The sequence below is a fragment of the Pelomonas dachongensis genome (genome assembly GCF_043555865.1).
Classification (GTDB): domain Bacteria; phylum Pseudomonadota; class Gammaproteobacteria; order Burkholderiales; family Burkholderiaceae_C; genus Pelomonas; species Pelomonas dachongensis.
The window spans coordinates 844,782-861,691 of sequence record NZ_JBIGHY010000002.1 but is presented as its reverse complement, the minus strand read 5'-3'; the positions used below and the strand labels follow the sequence as shown (position 1 = coordinate 861,691).

General features: G+C 68.2%; 12 protein-coding genes. 8 read left to right on the top strand and 4 right to left on the bottom strand.

Going from position 1 to position 16,910, the window contains the following annotated elements; genetic code table 11:
• The 3 genes from gltA (at position 1) to ACG02S_RS08485 (ending at position 3,631) form a co-directional block, all read left to right on the top strand.
• Positions 1-1,311 (top strand): citrate synthase, encoded by a 1,311-nt coding sequence (gene gltA, locus ACG02S_RS08495; RefSeq protein WP_394470004.1) that lies wholly within the window; start codon positions 1-3, stop codon positions 1,309-1,311.
• Positions 1,312-1,375: 64 nt separating this feature from the next.
• Complete coding sequence (locus ACG02S_RS08490; RefSeq protein ID WP_394470003.1) at positions 1,376-2,299, top strand: ribokinase; 924 nt, start codon at positions 1,376-1,378, stop codon at positions 2,297-2,299.
• A 21-nt stretch (positions 2,300-2,320) separates the two neighbouring features.
• The gene (locus ACG02S_RS08485; RefSeq protein ID WP_394470002.1) at positions 2,321-3,631 is read left to right on the top strand and encodes a TRZ/ATZ family hydrolase; all 1,311 of its coding nucleotides are present in this window, start codon (positions 2,321-2,323) and stop codon (positions 3,629-3,631) included.
• A gap of 147 nt (positions 3,632-3,778) precedes the next feature.
• On the opposite strand, the gene ACG02S_RS08480 is transcribed toward ACG02S_RS08485, so the two are convergent.
• A complete protein-coding gene (locus ACG02S_RS08480; protein ID WP_394470001.1) occupies positions 3,779-6,718 on the bottom strand; it encodes a TonB-dependent receptor plug domain-containing protein in 2,940 nt (979 codons plus the stop codon).
• A gap of 247 nt (positions 6,719-6,965) precedes the next feature.
• On the opposite strand from ACG02S_RS08480, the gene gntR reads away from it, so the two are divergent.
• Positions 6,966-8,012, top strand: coding sequence for an HTH-type transcriptional regulator GntR (gntR, locus tag ACG02S_RS08475; RefSeq protein ID WP_394470000.1), 1,047 nt, complete (start codon positions 6,966-6,968; stop codon positions 8,010-8,012).
• On the opposite strand, the gene ACG02S_RS08470 is transcribed toward gntR, so the two are convergent.
• The 3 genes from ACG02S_RS08470 to ACG02S_RS08460 are packed head-to-tail and all read right to left on the bottom strand — an operon-like array spanning position 8,004 to position 12,194.
• A complete protein-coding gene (locus ACG02S_RS08470) occupies positions 8,004-10,334 on the bottom strand; it encodes a GH36-type glycosyl hydrolase domain-containing protein (RefSeq protein WP_394469999.1) in 2,331 nt (776 codons plus the stop codon). The two genes, gntR and ACG02S_RS08470, sit on opposite strands and share 9 nt — an antisense overlap.
• Positions 10,331-11,686, bottom strand: a complete 1,356-nt coding sequence (locus ACG02S_RS08465) for an MFS transporter (protein ID WP_394469998.1) — start codon at positions 11,684-11,686, stop codon at positions 10,331-10,333. Before ACG02S_RS08465 ends, ACG02S_RS08470 begins: the two co-directional genes overlap by 4 nt.
• A gap of 7 nt (positions 11,687-11,693) precedes the next feature.
• A complete protein-coding gene (locus ACG02S_RS08460) occupies positions 11,694-12,194 on the bottom strand; it encodes a gluconokinase (protein ID WP_394469997.1) in 501 nt (166 codons plus the stop codon).
• A 142-nt stretch (positions 12,195-12,336) separates the two neighbouring features.
• On the opposite strand from ACG02S_RS08460, the gene rhaS reads away from it, so the two are divergent.
• From rhaS to ACG02S_RS08440, 4 genes are read left to right on the top strand one after another with little or no spacing between them, the layout of a single operon-like run.
• Positions 12,337-13,332: a rhamnose ABC transporter substrate-binding protein gene (gene rhaS, locus ACG02S_RS08455; RefSeq protein ID WP_394469996.1), complete on the top strand. Its 996-nt coding sequence runs from the start codon at positions 12,337-12,339 to the stop codon at positions 13,330-13,332.
• Entirely contained in the window at positions 13,332-14,855 is a 1,524-nt protein-coding gene (locus ACG02S_RS08450) for a sugar ABC transporter ATP-binding protein (RefSeq protein ID WP_394469995.1), read from the top strand. Before rhaS ends, ACG02S_RS08450 begins: the two co-directional genes overlap by 1 nt.
• Positions 14,852-15,811, top strand: a complete 960-nt coding sequence (locus ACG02S_RS08445) for an ABC transporter permease (protein ID WP_394469994.1) — start codon at positions 14,852-14,854, stop codon at positions 15,809-15,811. Before ACG02S_RS08450 ends, ACG02S_RS08445 begins: the two co-directional genes overlap by 4 nt.
• Positions 15,808-16,764 carry an ABC transporter permease gene (locus ACG02S_RS08440; protein ID WP_394469993.1) on the top strand — a complete coding sequence of 319 codons (957 nt, stop codon included), beginning with the start codon at positions 15,808-15,810 and terminating at the stop codon, positions 16,762-16,764. Before ACG02S_RS08445 ends, ACG02S_RS08440 begins: the two co-directional genes overlap by 4 nt.
• Positions 16,765-16,910 lie beyond the last annotated feature (146 nt).

Below are 16,910 nucleotides of genomic sequence, written 5' to 3'. Positions count from 1 at the left end.
ATGACCCCGTCCGACGTGAAAGCCACCCTGTCGTTCTCCGACGGCAGCCCCTCGATGGACCTGCCGCTGTACAAGGGCAGCATCGGCCCGGATGTCATCGACATCCGCAAGCTGTACGCCCAGACCGGCAAGTTCACGTATGACCCCGGCTTCCTGTCGACGGCGTCGTGCAACTCCACCATCACCTACATCGACGGCGACAAGGGCGAGCTGCTGTACCGCGGCTACCCCATCGAGCAGCTCGCGGTGAACTGCGACTACCTCGAAACCTGCTATCTGCTGCTGTACGGAGAGCTGCCGAACGAGAGCCAGAAGGCCGAGTTCGAGAACAAGGTCATGCACCACACGATGGTGAATGAGCAGATGCAGTTCTTCCTGCGTGGCTTCCGCCGTGATGCCCACCCGATGGCCGTCATGACGGGCCTGGTGGGTGCGATGTCCTCGTTCTATCACGACAGCACGGACATCAATAACCCCGAGCACCGCGAGATCTCGGCCATCCGCCTGATCGCCAAGATGCCCACGCTGGTGTCCATGGCCTACAAGTACACGATCGGCCAGCCCTACATCTACCCGCAGAACGACCTGAGCTACGCCGGCAACTTCATGCGCATGATGTTCGCCACGCCGTGCGAGGACTACAAGCCCAACCCGGTACTGGTGCGTGCGATGGACCGCATCTTCACGCTGCACGCCGACCACGAGCAGAACGCTTCGACGTCGACCGTGCGTCTGTGCGGCTCGTCGGGCACCAACCCGTTCGCGGCCATCGCGGCCGGCGTGGCCTGCCTGTGGGGCCCTGCGCACGGCGGCGCCAACGAGGCCTGCCTGAACATGCTGGGCGACATCCAGAAGAACGGCGGCGTGGCCCGCATCGGCGAGTTCGTCAGCAAGGTCAAGGACAAGTCCTCCGGCGTCAAGCTGATGGGCTTCGGCCACCGCGTCTACAAGAACTACGACCCGCGCGCGAAGCTGATGCGCGAGACCTGCCACGAGGTGCTGAACGAACTGGGCCTGCAGAACGACCCGCTGTTCGAACTGGCCATGAAGCTGGAGAAGATCGCGCTGGAAGACGAGTACTTCGTTGCCCGCAAGCTCTACCCGAACGTCGACTTCTACTCGGGCATCGTGCAGCGCGCGATCGGCATTCCGGTGCCGCTGTTCACCGCCATCTTCGCGCTGGCCCGCACAGTCGGCTGGATCGCCCAGCTCAATGAGATGATCGGCGACCCCGAGTACAAGATCGGCCGTCCGCGCCAGCTGTTCGTCGGCGCATCGCCGCGCGACGTCAAGCCCATCGCCCAGCGCTGATCTTCGGCAGACGCACCCCGCGAACCCCTCGGACCTCCGAGGGGTTCTTTCATTTGGAGACTCGATGACCGCACCTGAGATCCTCGTCCTGGGCAGCGTGAACCGCGACCTCATCGTGCACGCGCCGCGCTTGCCGCTTCCGGGCGAGACGCTGCGCGGTCAGCGGTTTGGCTCGTGCCTGGGCGGCAAGGGCGCGAACCAGTCGGTGGCGGCGGCCCGCTTGGGCGCCAGGGTCGCGCTGGCGGCGCGCGTGGGCTTGCGAGAGAACGGTGCCGCGATGGTCGAGCAGTTGAAGGGCGAGGGCGTCGACACCAGCGCCGTCGCTCAGCCAGCCGACGAAGTGCCGGGTGTGGCGCTGATCGTCGTCGGTGCCGAGGATGCCGAGAACCAGATCGTCACGGTGGCCGGTTCCAACGGCACGCTGCCACTGGCGCAGATCGAGGCGCTGGAGCTGACCGGCCTGCGTTGGCTGGTGGCGCAGCAGGAGTTGCCGCTGGAGAGCATCGCCCGCGCGTTCGAACGCGCCCGTGCGCTCGGCGTGAGGACGCTGCTGAACGCCGCCCCCTACCGGCCCGGCTGCGAAGCGCTGCTGCCGCTGGTGGACGTGCTGGTCGTCAACGCGCTGGAGGCCCAGGCGCTGGTCACCACGCTGGGTGGTGGCGCGGCCGGCCCGGAGTCGCTCGCGCAGGCCTTGCGGGCCAAGGGGCCGGCGGCCGTGCTCGTGTCGCTGGGCGCGCAAGGGCTGTGCTGGGTCGACGCCGATGGCGTGCGCCTGGTGTCGGCCCGCCCTGTGAAAGCCGTCGACACCGTGGGCGCAGGCGATACCCTCGTCGGTGCGCTCGTTACCGCGCTGGCCGAGGGCCAGTCCATTGCCGAGGCGCTCGGCTTCGCCCAGGCCGCTGCAGCACTGGCCGTGTCCCGGACCGGCGTGCAGGATGCAATGCCGCATCGCGGCGAAGTCGAGCAACTGCTCGGCGAAAAGAACTGAATCCCACAAGGAGAACGAGAGATGTCCCAGACCCTGCTGCTGCCCCGCTGGCTGCTGACCATGAAGGCCGGCGAAGACACGCTGGAACACCACGCGCTGCTGATCGACGGCGAGCGCATCGCGGCCATCGGCCCGCGGGAGAAGCTGCTGGCGCAATACCCACAAGCCGAGCGCGTCGAGCTGCCCGAGCAGATCCTCATCCCCGGGCTCATCAACGGCCATGCGCACTCGGCCATGACGCTGCTGCGCGGCGTCGCCGACGACGTGCCGCTGATGGACTGGCTGCAGAACCACATCTGGCCGCTGGAGAAGAAGTGGGTCAGCGAAGCCTGGACCTACCTCGGCTCCAAGCTGGCCGCCGCCGAAGGCCTGCGCAGCGGCACGACCTACATCAACGACATGTACTTCTTCCCGACCGCGATGGCCCGCGCCGCAGTGGACTCGGGCGTGCGCGCTGCGGTGTCGATGAACGTCATCGACTTCCCGACGGGCTATGCGTCCGGCCCGGACGACTACATCGCCAAGGGCGTCGCCGCCTACGAACAGTACAAGGGCGAGACCCTGCTCGACTGGACCAGCGCGCCGCATGCACCCTACACAGTGTCCGACGAGACCTTCATCAAGCTGCGCGACTTGGCCGAGAAGCTGGACATCCAGATGCACTGCCACATTCACGAGACGGCGGGCGAGGTCGAGGACGGCGTCAAGGCGCACGGCGTGCGGCCCATCGAACGGCTGGACAAGCTGGGCCTGTTCAGCGAACGCATGATTGCCGTGCACATGGTCCATCTGAACGAGGCGGAGATCGACCTGATGGCGAAGAAGGGCGTGCACCTGGTGCATAACCCCAACTCCAACCTGAAGCTGGCCTCGGGCGTCATGCCGCTGAAAGCGCTGGAAGCCGCAGGCGTCAACACCATCCTCGGCACCGACGGTGCAGCCTCCAACAACCGACTGGACATGTTCGGCGAGATCCGCTCGGCCGCGCTGCTGGCCAAGGGCATCACCGGCGACCCGACGGTGGCCTCGGCCCGCACCGCGCTGGAGATGGCGACCATCCGCGCCGCCAAGGCCATGGGCCGCGGCGATGACCTGGGCTCGCTGGAAGTGGGTAAGCTGGCCGACGTGGTCGCGGTGTCGCTGGACAGCCTCGAATGCCAGCCGGTCTACAACCCGGCCGCGCAGCTGGTCTACGTGGCGGGGCGCGAGCACGTCAGCAACGTGTGGGTGGGCGGCCGGCAGGTGTTGCGCGACCGCCAACCCACCACCATCGACGTGCCGGCCCTGCTGGCCGAGGCACGTGACGTGGTCGGCCGCATGAAGGCCGGCTGACATTGAAGCCCCTCGCCCAGCCACGCCGCTGAACGCGGGCGCGGCTGGGCGGTCCCCCGAGGGGACGGCGATGCTTGCGGCATTGAGCCGCAAGCACATCGCCCACGGGCCGGCTTGGGGCGGCCCGCGCTCGTCTGGTGCTGAGGTTCAAAAGCTCATTCGAGCGCCAACCCGGTACTGGCGGCCCAGCACGTCATACAGGAACGGGTTGATGCCGTAGCCCGTGCCCGTCTGCGGCGCTGCCACCGGGTCCACGTCGGTCAGGTTGTCGACCTTGAAGTAGACGCTCAGGTGCTTGTTGACCTTGTACGAGCCGCCGATGTCCCAGTAGAACGCGCCCTTCATCTGGTTGTTCAGGATGGTGGGCCGCGTCACCGTGGAGACGGGGCAGTTGGTCTGGCACTCGATGTACTCGTTGCTGTAGACGCCGTCGCTGATCCAGCGCTGCGAGACCGTGAAGCTGGCCGTCTCGTTCTCCCAGGACTGCGAGAACTGGCCTTTCCACTTGGGCGTGTTGCCGAGGTTGACGCCGGCAGCTTCGCTCGGGATGGTGCCCACGACGCCCGAGTTGGTCACGAAGCTGCGGGTGTGCGTGGCCAGGCCGCGCAGCGTCAGGCTGCCCGGCAGGCCCACGCTGCCCAGGTTGAATCGGTACAGGGCTTCGAGGTCGAAGCCCTTATTGCGCATGGACGCGAGGTTGAAGGCCTGCAACGTCACGTACTTCGTCGCGCTGACGAGGTCTATCGCGGCGCAGATTTCCTGGTTGCCGGCCACGCACAGGTCCACCTCCTGCTGCGCGTTCAGCGACGAGATCACGTCGTCAACCTTGATGTCGAAGTAGTCGACGGAGGCGCTGAAGCCTGGCGCCCACATCGGCTGCGCCAGCACGAGGCCGAAGGTCGTGTTGCGGGCAATCTCCGGGCGCAGGTTGACGTTGCCGATGGTGCGCTGCTGCACGGTCAGCGTCGTGCCCTGGTAGTTGACGGTGTTGTTGACGACCAGCGGCGCCGCGAACAGCTCGCTCAGGTTGGGCGCGCGTACGTCCCGTGACGTGACGGCGCGCAGGCGCAGGCCGTCGATGCCGGTCTGCCACGTCGAGCCGACCTTCCAGCTGTCGACCTTGCCCGAGGTGCTGTAGTCGGTGTGGCGACCGGCGATGTTGAGGTTGGCCTCGCCCAGCGCCGTGCCCTTGAACAGCGGCAGGTTCAGCTCGATGAAGCCTTCCTTCACGTGGTATGCGCCCTTGGCGTTGTGATAGTTGCCGGCGTACCAGTTGTTGCCGATGGTGGTGTTCAGCAGCGGATCGGCGGGGTACTGCGGCGTGTTGGGCGTTTCGGGGAACACGCCGTTGCCATACGGGTCGCCAATGACGTAGTACTGCTCGCGACGCGCTTCGGCGCCGAAGGCCACGGCCACCGGGCCGGCCCACAGCGAGAAGGGTTCGCCGTTGACGTTGAACGCGGCGACCGACTGGCGCTGGCGCGAGTACTGGTGCGGGCCGTTGGCCGGTGCGATGTAGGCCCAGGCTGCAGGGTCGATGGGCACGTCGCCGATGATGTTCAGCGGCACGCAGCCCGAAGCGGCTGCTGCCGCGTTGCGGCAGATGATGGTGTTGTTGGGCCCGCGCACGGCGTCGATGGCGGCGTTGTAGCGAGCGTTGAGCGTCATGTGCTGGACGCTGATGTCGATGGTGTTCTGCGCATGGGTGGCGTAGGCGTCATAGGTCCAGCCCTTGCCGAACGCGTCGAACTTGCCGTTGGCACCGACGACCGCGCGCAACTGCGTGCGCACCGGGTTGACCTCGATGTCGTCGGGAAAGATCGCGTTGGCCACGCCGTACTGGAAGCTGGTGATGTTGTTGGCCGCGCAGGCCGTCACGATCGACGTGGGCAGGAAGGGATTGCTGCACTGGATGGTGAGGTTGGCGTTCTTGGCCGCGCCCGGGTTGGGCGTGAACAGCGAGTCCACCTTGCCGTAGTTCAGGCTGAAGAAGACCTCATGGTCGTCGTTCAACTCGAAGCTGCCGCGCGTGTAGGCCACCTGGCGCGTCATGTTCATGCCCAGCGTGGTGCCGCCGCCGACGGTGCCGCTCAGGTCGCCGCCCACGCAGAAGGGCGTCACGCACCCGGTCACGGCGCCGGTGCCGGTGGGCACGCCATTGGAGCCGTACTGGAACTGGTAGGGCGTGCCGCCGGGGCCAAAGGCCGTGCCCTGCAGCGGGCCGCTGGTGATGAGGCCGTACTTGGCGTACTGGAACTGCTGGGCGTTCTCGATGAAGGTGTACTGCGGCTTGCCGTCGGTGGTCTGGGCTATGGGCCGCACCTGGAAGGCGGGGTTTCTGAACCAGTCGCGGCCGTTGGCACCGGCACCGCCGAAGCGCGGGGACGGCACGCCCTTCTCGCGGCTGTACTCGACGCTGGCGCTCAAGTGGGCACGGCCCTCCAGGAAGCCGCTGCCCCAGGCCGCCTGCAGCGTGGAGTTCTTGTCGTCGCCGTAGTTCGTCTGGCCGCCCTCGACGTTGGCCTTGAAGCCGGAGAAGCGCTTGTCGGTGATGAAGTTCACCACGCCGCCCACGGCGTCCGAACCGTAGGACGCCGACGCGCCTCCCGTCACCACGTCCACCTGCTTGATGAGCAGCTGCGGGAACTGGCTCACGTCGGTCACACCGGTCACGTTGGCGCCCACCACGCGCTGGCCGTCGATCAGCGTCAGCGTGCGGATGGGTCCAAGGCCGCGCAGGCTCAGCGAGCTGAGACCCTGGATGCCGGAGCTGGTGCTGTTGGTGCTGGTGGTGCGGCCGGTGCTGCCTTGCAGCGCGGGGAGCTCGGCGATGGCGTTGAACAGGTTGGGCTTGGCGACTTTCTCCAGGTCCGAGGCGACCAAGCGCGTCGTCGGCGTGGGCTGCGTGAAGCCGCGCGCGGAGATGCGGGAGCCGGTCACGACGACGGTGCTCAGCACGTTGCTGCCGCTGTCGGTCGCTGCGTCCGGCGCGGCCTCGGCGGTCTGGGCCTGGGTGGGCAGGGCGAGGCCGGCACAGGCGGCCAGCGCCGCGAGGTGGATCAAGGTGGGTTGGCGAGGGGCTTTCATCATGTCTCCTGGGGTTGGCAGCTCGTGGCTGGTTCTGGAACTTGTTTGCTAAACAAACTTGTTTATTGGATAGCGCTATCCAATTGCGTCAAAAAAAAGCGAGTCGAACTCGGTGAGCGCATCGGGGTGGGCACTACGGGTGTCTCGGTGCACCTGTTTTGCGTCCGTCCTGGATAGCGCAATCCAATCGGATTGCGCTATCCTAGGCGCGGGTTTCACCATTCGGTATGGGGGATACTCTCTAGCCATGCCGAGCCACACCACTGCTTCCGCCGCCCCCGCCCGACGCACGCGCGCCACCGGCCGGGTGACGCTGGCGGACGTGGCGCAGGCGGCCGGCGTCAGCCCCATCACCGTGTCACGGGCGCTGCGCGGCGAGCGCGCCGTGGGGCACGAACTGGTCGAGCGCGTGCAGGCCGCCGCGGCTGCGCTGGGTTACGTGCCTGACCCCGCCGCCCGAGCGCTGGCCTCCGCGCGCAGCTCGCATGTGGCGGTGCTGATCCCCAAGCTCAGCAACACGCTGTTCGTCGACCTGCTGGACGCGGTGCAGAACACGCTGGTGCCGGCCGGTTTCCAGACGCTGATCGGCGTGACTCACTACGATGCCGGCGAGGAGGAGGCGGTGCTGCGCAGCTTCCTGGCGCACCGGCCGGCCGGCCTCATCGTCACTGGCCGTGACCACAGCGCCGCGGCGACCGCGCTGATCGAGGCGAGCGGCGTGCCCTGCGTGCGCGTGATGGAGCTGGAGTCCGAGCCCGGCTGCCACAGCGTGGGCTTCTCACAGCGCGAGGCCGGGCGGGCCATCACCGGGCATCTGCTGGACTCGGGCCGCCGCCACGTCACCTATGTCGCCGCGCAGCTGGACCCGCGCACGCTGGAGCGCGGCGAGGGCTATGTGGAAGCGATGCAGCAGGCCGGCCTGGGCGAGTGCGTGCGCAAATTGCTGACCCCCGAGCCGTCGTCGATGGCGCTCGGCGGCCACATGCTGGAGCGCGTGCTGCGCGAGGCGCCAGAGACCGACGCCATCTTCTTCTGCAACGATGACCTGGCCCAGGGCGCGCTGCTGGCCGCGCTGCGGCTGGGCGTGGCGGTGCCGGGGCGCGTCGCGATTGCCGGCTTCAACGACCTGCCAGGCAGCGACCAGATGGTGCCGCCGCTGACCACCGTGGCCACGCCGCGCCGCGAGATCGGCCAGCAGGCCGCGCTGATGCTGATGAAGCTGATCCGCAACCAGCCGGTGGAGACGCCACACCTGGACCTGGGCTTCCAGGTGCAGAGGCGCGAATCAGCGTAGTTCGACGTCCAGGCGGTACGCGCGACCGGCCTGTATGTTGCGCACCAAGCCGTCTGGCAACGGCTGGCCGTCCAGCAGCACGCGAGCCGCACCCGTGCGGCGCACTTGCAGCTTGAACCGCGCACCGCGGAACTCGCGCTCGGCGTTCATTTCGTTCCAGCCCGAAGGCAGTTGCGGCTTCACCCGCAGCCCGTCAGGATGGCCGCGCAGGCCGCACAGCCCTTCGATCACCGAGCGATAGGCCCAGGCCGCCGTGCCGGTGTTGAACAGCTGGCTGGAGCGGCCAGCCGTGCGTGGGTACTCCTTGTGTGCGCCGCGGTAGTAGTTCGGAATGAACACCGGCATCTGGCCGCGCTGCAGCAAGTCGGCCTCGTCCGGTCCGGCGACCATCGCGCGCAGTGCGCGCCAGGCACGGTCGGCCTCGCCGGCGTCGTACATCGCATGGATGTAGAACGCGGCGGCGTGGTTGTAGACCGCGCCGTTCTCGGCCGAGCCCGGGTGCTTCTGCGTCACGCGGCCCACGTCGTCGCGCATGCGCGAGTAGGGAGGATTGAACATCGCCACGCCGTGCGGCGTTTGCAGCTGCGCGTCGATGGCTGCGAGCATCCTCGCGCGCTGCTCGTCGGTGGCTGCGCCACTGAGCAGGGCCCACGACTGCGGGTTCAGGTAGATGCGGCCTTCGGCATCGGCGGCGACGCCGAACTTGACGTCGTCGTCCGTGATGCCGCGGGCGAACCAGTCGCCGTCCCACAGGTGGCAGTTGGCGGCGTCGTTCAGTTCCTGCGCGGCGGCGAACCAGCGGGCGGCGGCTTCCGTGCGACCCGCATCGGCGCTGATGCCGGCCCACAGCTTCATCGCGAACGCGGCCGCCACTGTCAACCAGCCGGACACGCCGCGGCCCTGGTAGCCCACCATGTTCATCGGATCGCACCAGTCGCCCTGGGCGATGTAGCTCAGGCCCCGCGCGTCGCGGTCTTGGTGCAGCCAGGCCATGGCGGCGTCGAAGCGCTGGGCGACGGTCTGGCCGTTCACGTCTACGTCCAGCAGCGCGAAGTCGCCCGTCTCGTCCAGGTAGGCCTGCAGGCAGACGGGAAGCCACACGCAGTGGTCAGTGTGCGGAACCTGGTTGATGTACTTCAGCTCGGCGCCTTCGATCAGCAGGATGCCGTCGGGCATGGCGCCATTTGCTTCCTGCTGGCCTAGCGCATGCAGCAGCGCGCCGCGCGTGACGGCCGGGGCGATGTAGGCCATGCCGAGGTTGTCCTGCAGGTAGTTGCGCGTCTGCGGGTCGGTGCTGAGACGGTTGACGTCGCCGTGATAGAAAACCTGGCGCGGAAGCCAGTGGTTGACGAAGCGGTCGAAGGCGGCGTCGGGCGTGGTGATGCGCAGACAGCCCCGGCCGCTGGCGATGTAGTCCGCATAGGCGGTGCGCGCGCGGGCGAAGCCGGCTTCGCTGAGGTAGGTGTCGCGCACCGTGGCGATTTCGGCGTCGTCCAGCGCGGGGCCGAAGACGAAGCGGTAGCACTCGCTCTGGTGCGGCACCAGCGCCAGCCGGTACTGCACGCAGGCGGCGGGCGTCTCGTAGCGTGCATCGCCGCCGGCCAGCGTGCCTGCCTGCAGCGCGCTCGGGTTGTGCAGCCCGCCTTCGCCTTCGAATGCGGCCTGCGCCGCCTCCCAGGTATCGGGCGCGCGCTCGCACAGGAAGTAGGTCTTGTCCTTGAGATGGATGTTCTTGAAGTAGTCCGCGACCTTTTGGTAGGGAGTGACGCAGCTGGCGACGACGCCGCCCAGGTCGGCACGCCATTCGGCGGACTGGTTCATCCACGACATGTAGCCGATGGGGAAGTAGGGCACGACGCTGACGCGCCGCGGCCGGCCGGTCAGGTTGGTGACGCGCAGCTCCCACAGCTCCACCACGTCTTTGGTGGGTAGGCCCAGACGCATCTCCACGCGCAGGCCCAGGTGCTCCACGGTCCAGGACAGGTCGTGCGCGCTCGCGGTGAAGCTGAAGCTGTCAACCTTCGCGCGCACCGGCTCGTAGGGGGCCGAGAACAGCTCGCCCGTCTCCTCGTCCTTCACGTAGACGAAGCGGCCCGGGTGGTGGGCGTAGTAGGCCTGCTCCGGCTGCATGAAGGTCTTGGCCTCCAGGTTGGGCGCATGCGCGTACTTGGCTGGTTCGGGCTGCATGAACTGGGCGGTGGCGTAGCCGCGGCAGGTCACCTGGATCATCATGCGGCGGTTCCACAGGAAGCCGCCGGCTTGCGGCATTGCGGTGGGGCTGGTCAGCTCGCAGCGGGCGCCGTCGTCGTGGTGATGAATCATGGTGTCGGAGAGGAAGTCTTCCGCGCGGCCAGGTCGCTCTGGATGCGGGCCATCGTCGGGTTGTCCAGCGTGTAGAACATCATCAGCACGGCCGCCAGCCCGGTGAAGACCGCCGGGATGACCGACATCAGCCAGACGATGCCGGCCTGAGAGTCGGCCGACTGTGCCGCGTTGGGCACATAACCCAGCGCCGTGAAAATGGTGCCGATGACGCCCACCGCCACCGCCGTACCCAGCTTCTGCGCGAAGGAGCTGGCGGCGAAGGTCATGGCAGTGGCGCGGCGGCCATTGCGCCATTCGTTGAAGTCGGCGGCGTCGGCCAGCATCGAGAAATTCAGCGGCGACTTCGGCCCCAGTGCCAGGCCCAGCGCGACTTGCAGCGCGTACATCAGCCAGATCTGGTTCGCGTCCACGAACAGGAAGGCCGCCGACAGCGCGGTGGACGCGATCATCAGCCCGATCATCAGCTTGCGCTTGTCGACGAAGCGGGCGAGGAAGGGCGTCAGCGCCGTGCCGGCGGCAGCGGCCAGCAGGTAGGCGGGCACGAAGGTGGCCAGCAGCTCGGGCCGGTTGACCACGTACTTGAAGTAGTAGGCCGCGCTGGTCATGCGCAGCGTGATGCTGACCATGATGATCAGTGCCAGCAGGAACAGCAGGATCCACGGCTTGTTGCTGCGCAGGTCGGCGAGGTCTTGCCGCACGGTGGAAGGCTCGGCCTGCGTGGGCTGCACGCGCTCCTTCGTCGTGGCGAATGTGATGGCGAAGATGACAGCGGCGGCTGTGCCCCAGCAGGCCATCGTCAGCGTCCAGCCCAGCGCGGCGTCGCCACTGCCCAGCCATTGCACCAGGCGCGGCGTGGCCGCCGTGACGACCATGCCGCCGAGGAACCCGCAGACGAAGCGCGACGCGTTGACTGCATTGCGCTCCCGCGCGTCGCCCGTGATGACGCCCGAGAGCGCGCTGTAGGGCAGGTTGACGCCGGTGTAGACCGTCATCAGCAGCAGGTAGGTCACGTACGCCCACACCAGCTTGCCCGTGGGGCCGACGTCGGGCGTGGAGTACGTCAGCACGCCCATGAAGGCCAGCGGCAGGGGCACGAACAGCAGGTAGGGCCGGAACTTGCCCCAGCGCGTCTGCGTGCGGTCGGCAAAGGCGCCGATCATGGGGTCGGTGAAGGCGTTGAAGATCTTCACGACGAACAGCATCGTGGCCGCTGCAGCGGCGGTGATGCCGAACACGTCGGTGTAGAAGATCAGCAAAAAGGTCGAGATGTTGGTCCAGTAGAAGTTGAACCCCATGTCGCCCAGGCCGTAGCCGACGATCTCGCGGCGGGTCAGGGGAGGCTGCTTCATCGCGCGTTCAGTCGGCGAGCCAGTGGCAGACCTGGCGCTGCAGCGCGTCCAACGGCTGCGAGGCGTCCAGGCGCAGCACGCCGGCTTCGTCTACCGGTGACTCCAGCGTTTCGAACTGGCTGTCCATCAGGCTTGCGGCAAAGAAGTGGCCGCCCCGCGTGCTGACGCGCTGGCTGGCCTCGGCTTTCGAAATGTCCAGGAACGCGAAGCGCAGGCCCGGCGACGCAACGCGCAATTGGTCGCGGTAGACGCGCTTCAGCGCCGAGCACGCCAGCAACACGCTGGGCCGCTGCTGCAGCTGCTCGGCCAGACTGGCCAGCCAGCTGACGCGGTCCGCGTCGGTCAGCGGTTCGCCGCGGGCCATCTTGCTGCGGTTGGCCTCGCCGTGGAACTGGTCGCCCTCCAGCCAGACGCGGCCCAGTCGCTTGGCAACCATCGCCGCCAGAGTGGATTTGCCGCTGCCGGCCACGCCCATGAAGACGACGGAAGGAGGTGAGGGCGCTGTCATGGATCTCGAATGCAAAGGATAGCGCTATCCTAATCGAGGCCGTGAGTGTTGTGCTCCGTAGTTCCCCGCAAAGCGGTGGCGGGCGCCCGGTTTTGAGGCCTACTGCCGCCCGCAACGGCCGCAGGCCGGGGATGGGAGACACATGAAGTACCGAATTCGCACCACGCTGGCGGCCGTTGCGGCGGCGCTGTGCAGCGCCCAGGCGGCTTTTGCCGCCGACAAGATGGCCCTCGTCGTGAAGAGCCTGGGCAACGGCTTCTTCGACGCCGCCCGCCAGGGGGCGCAGGAAGCCGCCAAGGAACTGGGCGGCCTGGAGATTGTTTACGCCGGCCCGGCCAAGGCCACGGCCGAGGGCCAGGTGGAGATCATCAACGCGCTGATCGCGCAGCGCGTGAAGGCCATCGCCATCTCTGCCAACGACCCGGATGCGCTGGTGCCGGTGCTGAAGAAGGCGCAACAGCGTGGCATCAAGGTGCTGTCCTTCGACTCCATGGTGCGCAAGGACGGCCGGCAGCTGCACCTGGCGCCGTCCAGCACGCCGATGATCGGCGCGAAGCTGGCCGCGCTGGTGCTGGACGCAGCGCCTGCCGGCGGCGAGGTGGCCGTGCTGTCCGCCACCGCGCAGGCCACCAACCAGAACGCGTGGATTGCGGCGATGAAGACTACGCTGGCCACGCCGCCCTATGCCAAGGTCAGGCTGGTCAGCGTCGTCTACGGTGACGACCAGACCGACAAGAGCTACCGCGAGGCGCAAGGTCTGCTGAAGAGCCACCCGAACCTGAAGGTCATCGTCGCGCCGACGACGGTGGGGATTGCCGCTGCCGCCCGCGCCGTTCAGGACGAGCGCCGTGTGGGCCAGGTCTTCGTCACCGGCCTGGGCCTGCCGTCGGAGATGCTGGGCCATGTGAAGGGCGGGGCGGTGAAGAGCTTCGCCATCTGGAACCCGGTGGACCTGGGCTACTCCGTCGTCCATGCCGCGAATGCGCTGGTGAAGGGCTCTGTCAAGGGCGTGCCGGGCGAGAGCGTGCCGCTGGGCCGCGTGGGCAAGATGACGCTGGACGCGAGTGCGGAAGGCGCAATGGCCGAACCCTTCACTTTCAACGCGAGCAACGTCGAGAAGTTCGCCAAGATGTACTGATGCTGCAACTCCGCGGCATCACCAAACGCTTCGGCCCCACGCAGGCGCTGCGCGGCGTGGACCTGGACCTCCTGCCCGGCCAGGCGCTGGCACTGATCGGCGAGAACGGCGCCGGCAAGAGCACGCTGGTCAAGACGCTGACCGGCGTGCATGCGCCCGACTCGGGCGAGATCCTGCTGGACGGGCGGCCCGTCAAGTTCGCGCGCACGCAGGACGCGCAGGCCGCAGGCATCGCCGCCGTGCACCAGGAGACGGTGGTGTTCGACGCGCTGTCCGCCGCCGAGAACATCTTCATCGCCCGCCCGCTCACTAAGCGAGTGGCAGGTGTGCAAGTGGTCGACTGGCCCCGCATGGAACGCGAGGCGCAGCAGTGGCTGGACTTGGTTGGCGCACAGTTCCCCGCCCGCACGCCGGCGGCCGAGCTGGGCATCGCGCAGCGCCACCAGGTGGAAATCGCGCGCGCGCTGTCCATGCAGGCGCGCGTGGTCATCCTGGACGAGCCCACGGCCGCGCTGTCGCAGGCCGAGATCCACGAGATCTACCGCCTCGTCAATCGCCTCAAGGCGCAAGGCGTGGCGGTGCTGTTCATCACGCACAAGTTCGATGAACTGTTCGCCGTGTGCGACCGCTACGTCGTGCTGCGCGATGGCGCCACGGTCGGCAGCGGCGACATGGCGACCGCTGCGGAGCCCGCGCTGGTGAAGCTGATGGTGGGCCGCGCGGTGGACGACACCTACCCGCAGCGCCGCCGCTCGCCTGGCGCGGTGGCGCTGCGCGTGCAGGCACTGAGCCACCCGACCGAGTTCGCCGACCTGGCCTTTGAGGTGCGGCGCGGCGAGGTGCTGGGCTTCTACGGCTTGGTGGGCGCCGGCCGCACCGAGGCCATGCTGGCGCTGATCGGCCTCAAGCCCGAGGCGAGCGCCCGCGTCGAGCTGGACGGCCGGCCGCTGGATCTGCACGACCCCGCCCAGGCCATCGCCGCCGGGCTGGTCTACGTGCCGGAAGACCGCCGCCAGCAGGGCGCGCTGCTGGACCTGTCCGTCGGCGCCAACCTGACGCTGCCCGCGCTGGCCGGCCCGCGCCATGCGTGGCATGGCAAGCTATCCCGTGGCCCCTGGCTGTCTGCCGTGCGCGAGCGCGGCTTCGCGCAGACGCTGATGGACCGGCTGCGCATCAAAGCCGCGTCGCAGGAGGTGCCGGTGGCCAGTCTGTCCGGCGGCAACCAGCAGAAGGTGGTCATCGCCAAGTGGCTGGGCCTGCAGCCGCGCGTGGTCATCCTGGACGAGCCCACCAAGGGCATCGACGTCGGGGCCAAGCAGGCGGTCTATGAACTCATCGAGGAGATGGTGCAGCAGGGCCTGGCCGTCATCCTCGTGTCCTCGGAGCTGCCCGAGGCGATGAACCTGGCAGACCGCGTCCTCGTCATGCGGCGCGGGCGCGTGGTGGCCGAGTTCGCGCACGGCGCGCCTGCCGAGTCCATCGTGGCGGCAGCATCGGGTGTGGCGAAGGAGCTCGCGGCATGAAGCGTGACCCGCTACTGCTGGCCGTCATCGCGGTCATCGTGTTGCTCGTCGGGTGGCGTGCACCGGTCTTTCTGACGCTGCGCAATGCGCTGGACATCGCCAACGAATCCGCGTTGCTGGCCATCCTGGTGGCCGGCCAGATGGTCGTGCTGCTGACGCGCGGCGTGGACCTGTCGGTCGCGTCCAACCTGGCGCTGACGGGCATGGCCTGTGCGCTGGTGGGCCAGGCCTTCCCCGGCCTGCCCATCGCGGCCTTGCTGTTGCTGGCGCTGATGTTGGGCGGCCTGCTGGGTGCCGTCAACGGGCTGCTGATCGCGCGCTGCGCGCTGCCGCCCATCGTCGTGACGCTGGGCACCATGTCGCTGTACCGCGGCGCGGTGTTCGTGGCCTCGGGCGGCGCCTGGGTGTCGGACCAGGACATCCACCCGGCCATCAAGTCGCTGCCGCGCACCGATGTCGCGGGCCTGCCGCTGTTGGTGCTGATCGCTGCTGGGGTGGTGGTGGCCGTGGGCGCGTGGCTGCGCTGGCGGCCGGCCGGCCGCGAGGTCATCGCGCTGGGCAACAACCCCGACGCGGCGCGCGTGGCAGGCATTTCGGAGCAGCGCCGGCTGCTGCAGGTCTATACGCTGTCCGGCGCGCTGGCCGGCCTGGCCGGCGTGCTGTGGGTGGGGCGCTATGCCATCGCCTTCACCGAGCTGGCGGCGGGGTATGAGCTGACGGTGATTGCCGCCTGCGTCATCGGTGGCGTCAGCATCGCGGGCGGCATTGGCACGGTGGGCGGCGCGATGCTGGGCGTGCTGTTCCTGGGCGTGGTCAACGCGGCGCTGCCGGTCATCCAGGTCTCGCCGTTCTGGCAGCAGGCCATTGCGGGCGCAGTCATTCTGCTGTCGGTCGCGTTCAACGCCAGGGTGCGGGCCGGCAAGGGCCTGCCCATCCTGGAGCGGGGCGGGTCATGAAGGCCTTCACGTCCTGGGAACGCGTGCTGGCCGCGCTGCTGGTGCTGCTGTACGCCGGCTTCGGCGCGGGGCTGGACGGCTTCCTGTCGCCCTTCGCGCTGGCCGACAGCACGGTCAACATGTCCGAGCGCCTCATCATCGCGCTGGCCATGGCCATGCTCATCGTGGCCGGCGAGATCGACCTGTCCATTGCGGCGACCATGGCCTTGTCGTCACTGGCCATGGGCTTGGCCATGCAGGCAGGCGCTCCGCTGCCTGTGATGCTGCTGGCTGCTGCGTCAACGGGCGCGGCCTGCGGGTGGCTGAACGGCTGGCTGGTCACGCAACGCGGCCTGCCGTCCATCGTCGTCACCATCGGCACCTTGTCGCTGTACCGCGGCCTGGCGCTGGTGCTGTTGGGCGACCAGGCGATCACCGGCTACCCCGAGCCCTTGAGCGTGCTGGGCAACGGCACGCTGGGCGACCTGTTCGGCGTTGAGTGGCTGATCGTGCCCATCGAGTTCGGCGTCGCGCTGCTGTTCGCGGCAGGCGTGGCGTTGTGGATGCATCGCACCGTGCACGGCCGACGTGTCTACGCGATCGGCGCGAATCCGGTCGCTGCGCGCTTCAGCGGCATCGCGGCAGACAGCTACCGGCTGGGCCTGTTCGTCTTTGCCGGCATCGCCGCTGCACTGGCCGCCGTGCTGCTGACCGGCCGCATCGGCAGCACCCGGCCCAACCTCGCAGCCGGTTGGGAGCTGGACGCCATCACCATCGCGCTGCTGGGCGGCGTGGCCATTCAGGGCGGGCGCGGCAGCATGGTCGGCGTGGTGCTGGCGGCGGTGCTGCTGGGTGCGTTCACGTTTGCGCTGGGCATGCTGAACGTGCCGGGCGTCGTGATGGCGATGGTGGCCGGCGGCTTGCTGATCGCGGCGATGGTGTTGCCGCGGCTATGGGTGAAGCGCCGGGCATGAGCCGGGCGGTGGCTGCATCGAGTTTGGAGGTTTGTCGCGGGCGACGCATCGTCCGGGGCATGTTGCGCCTCGCACTGCCTGGGTGGGCGCGCGGGGAATATTAGAAATTGATGGAGACCTATGCACATGAACAAGGTAAAAGCTCG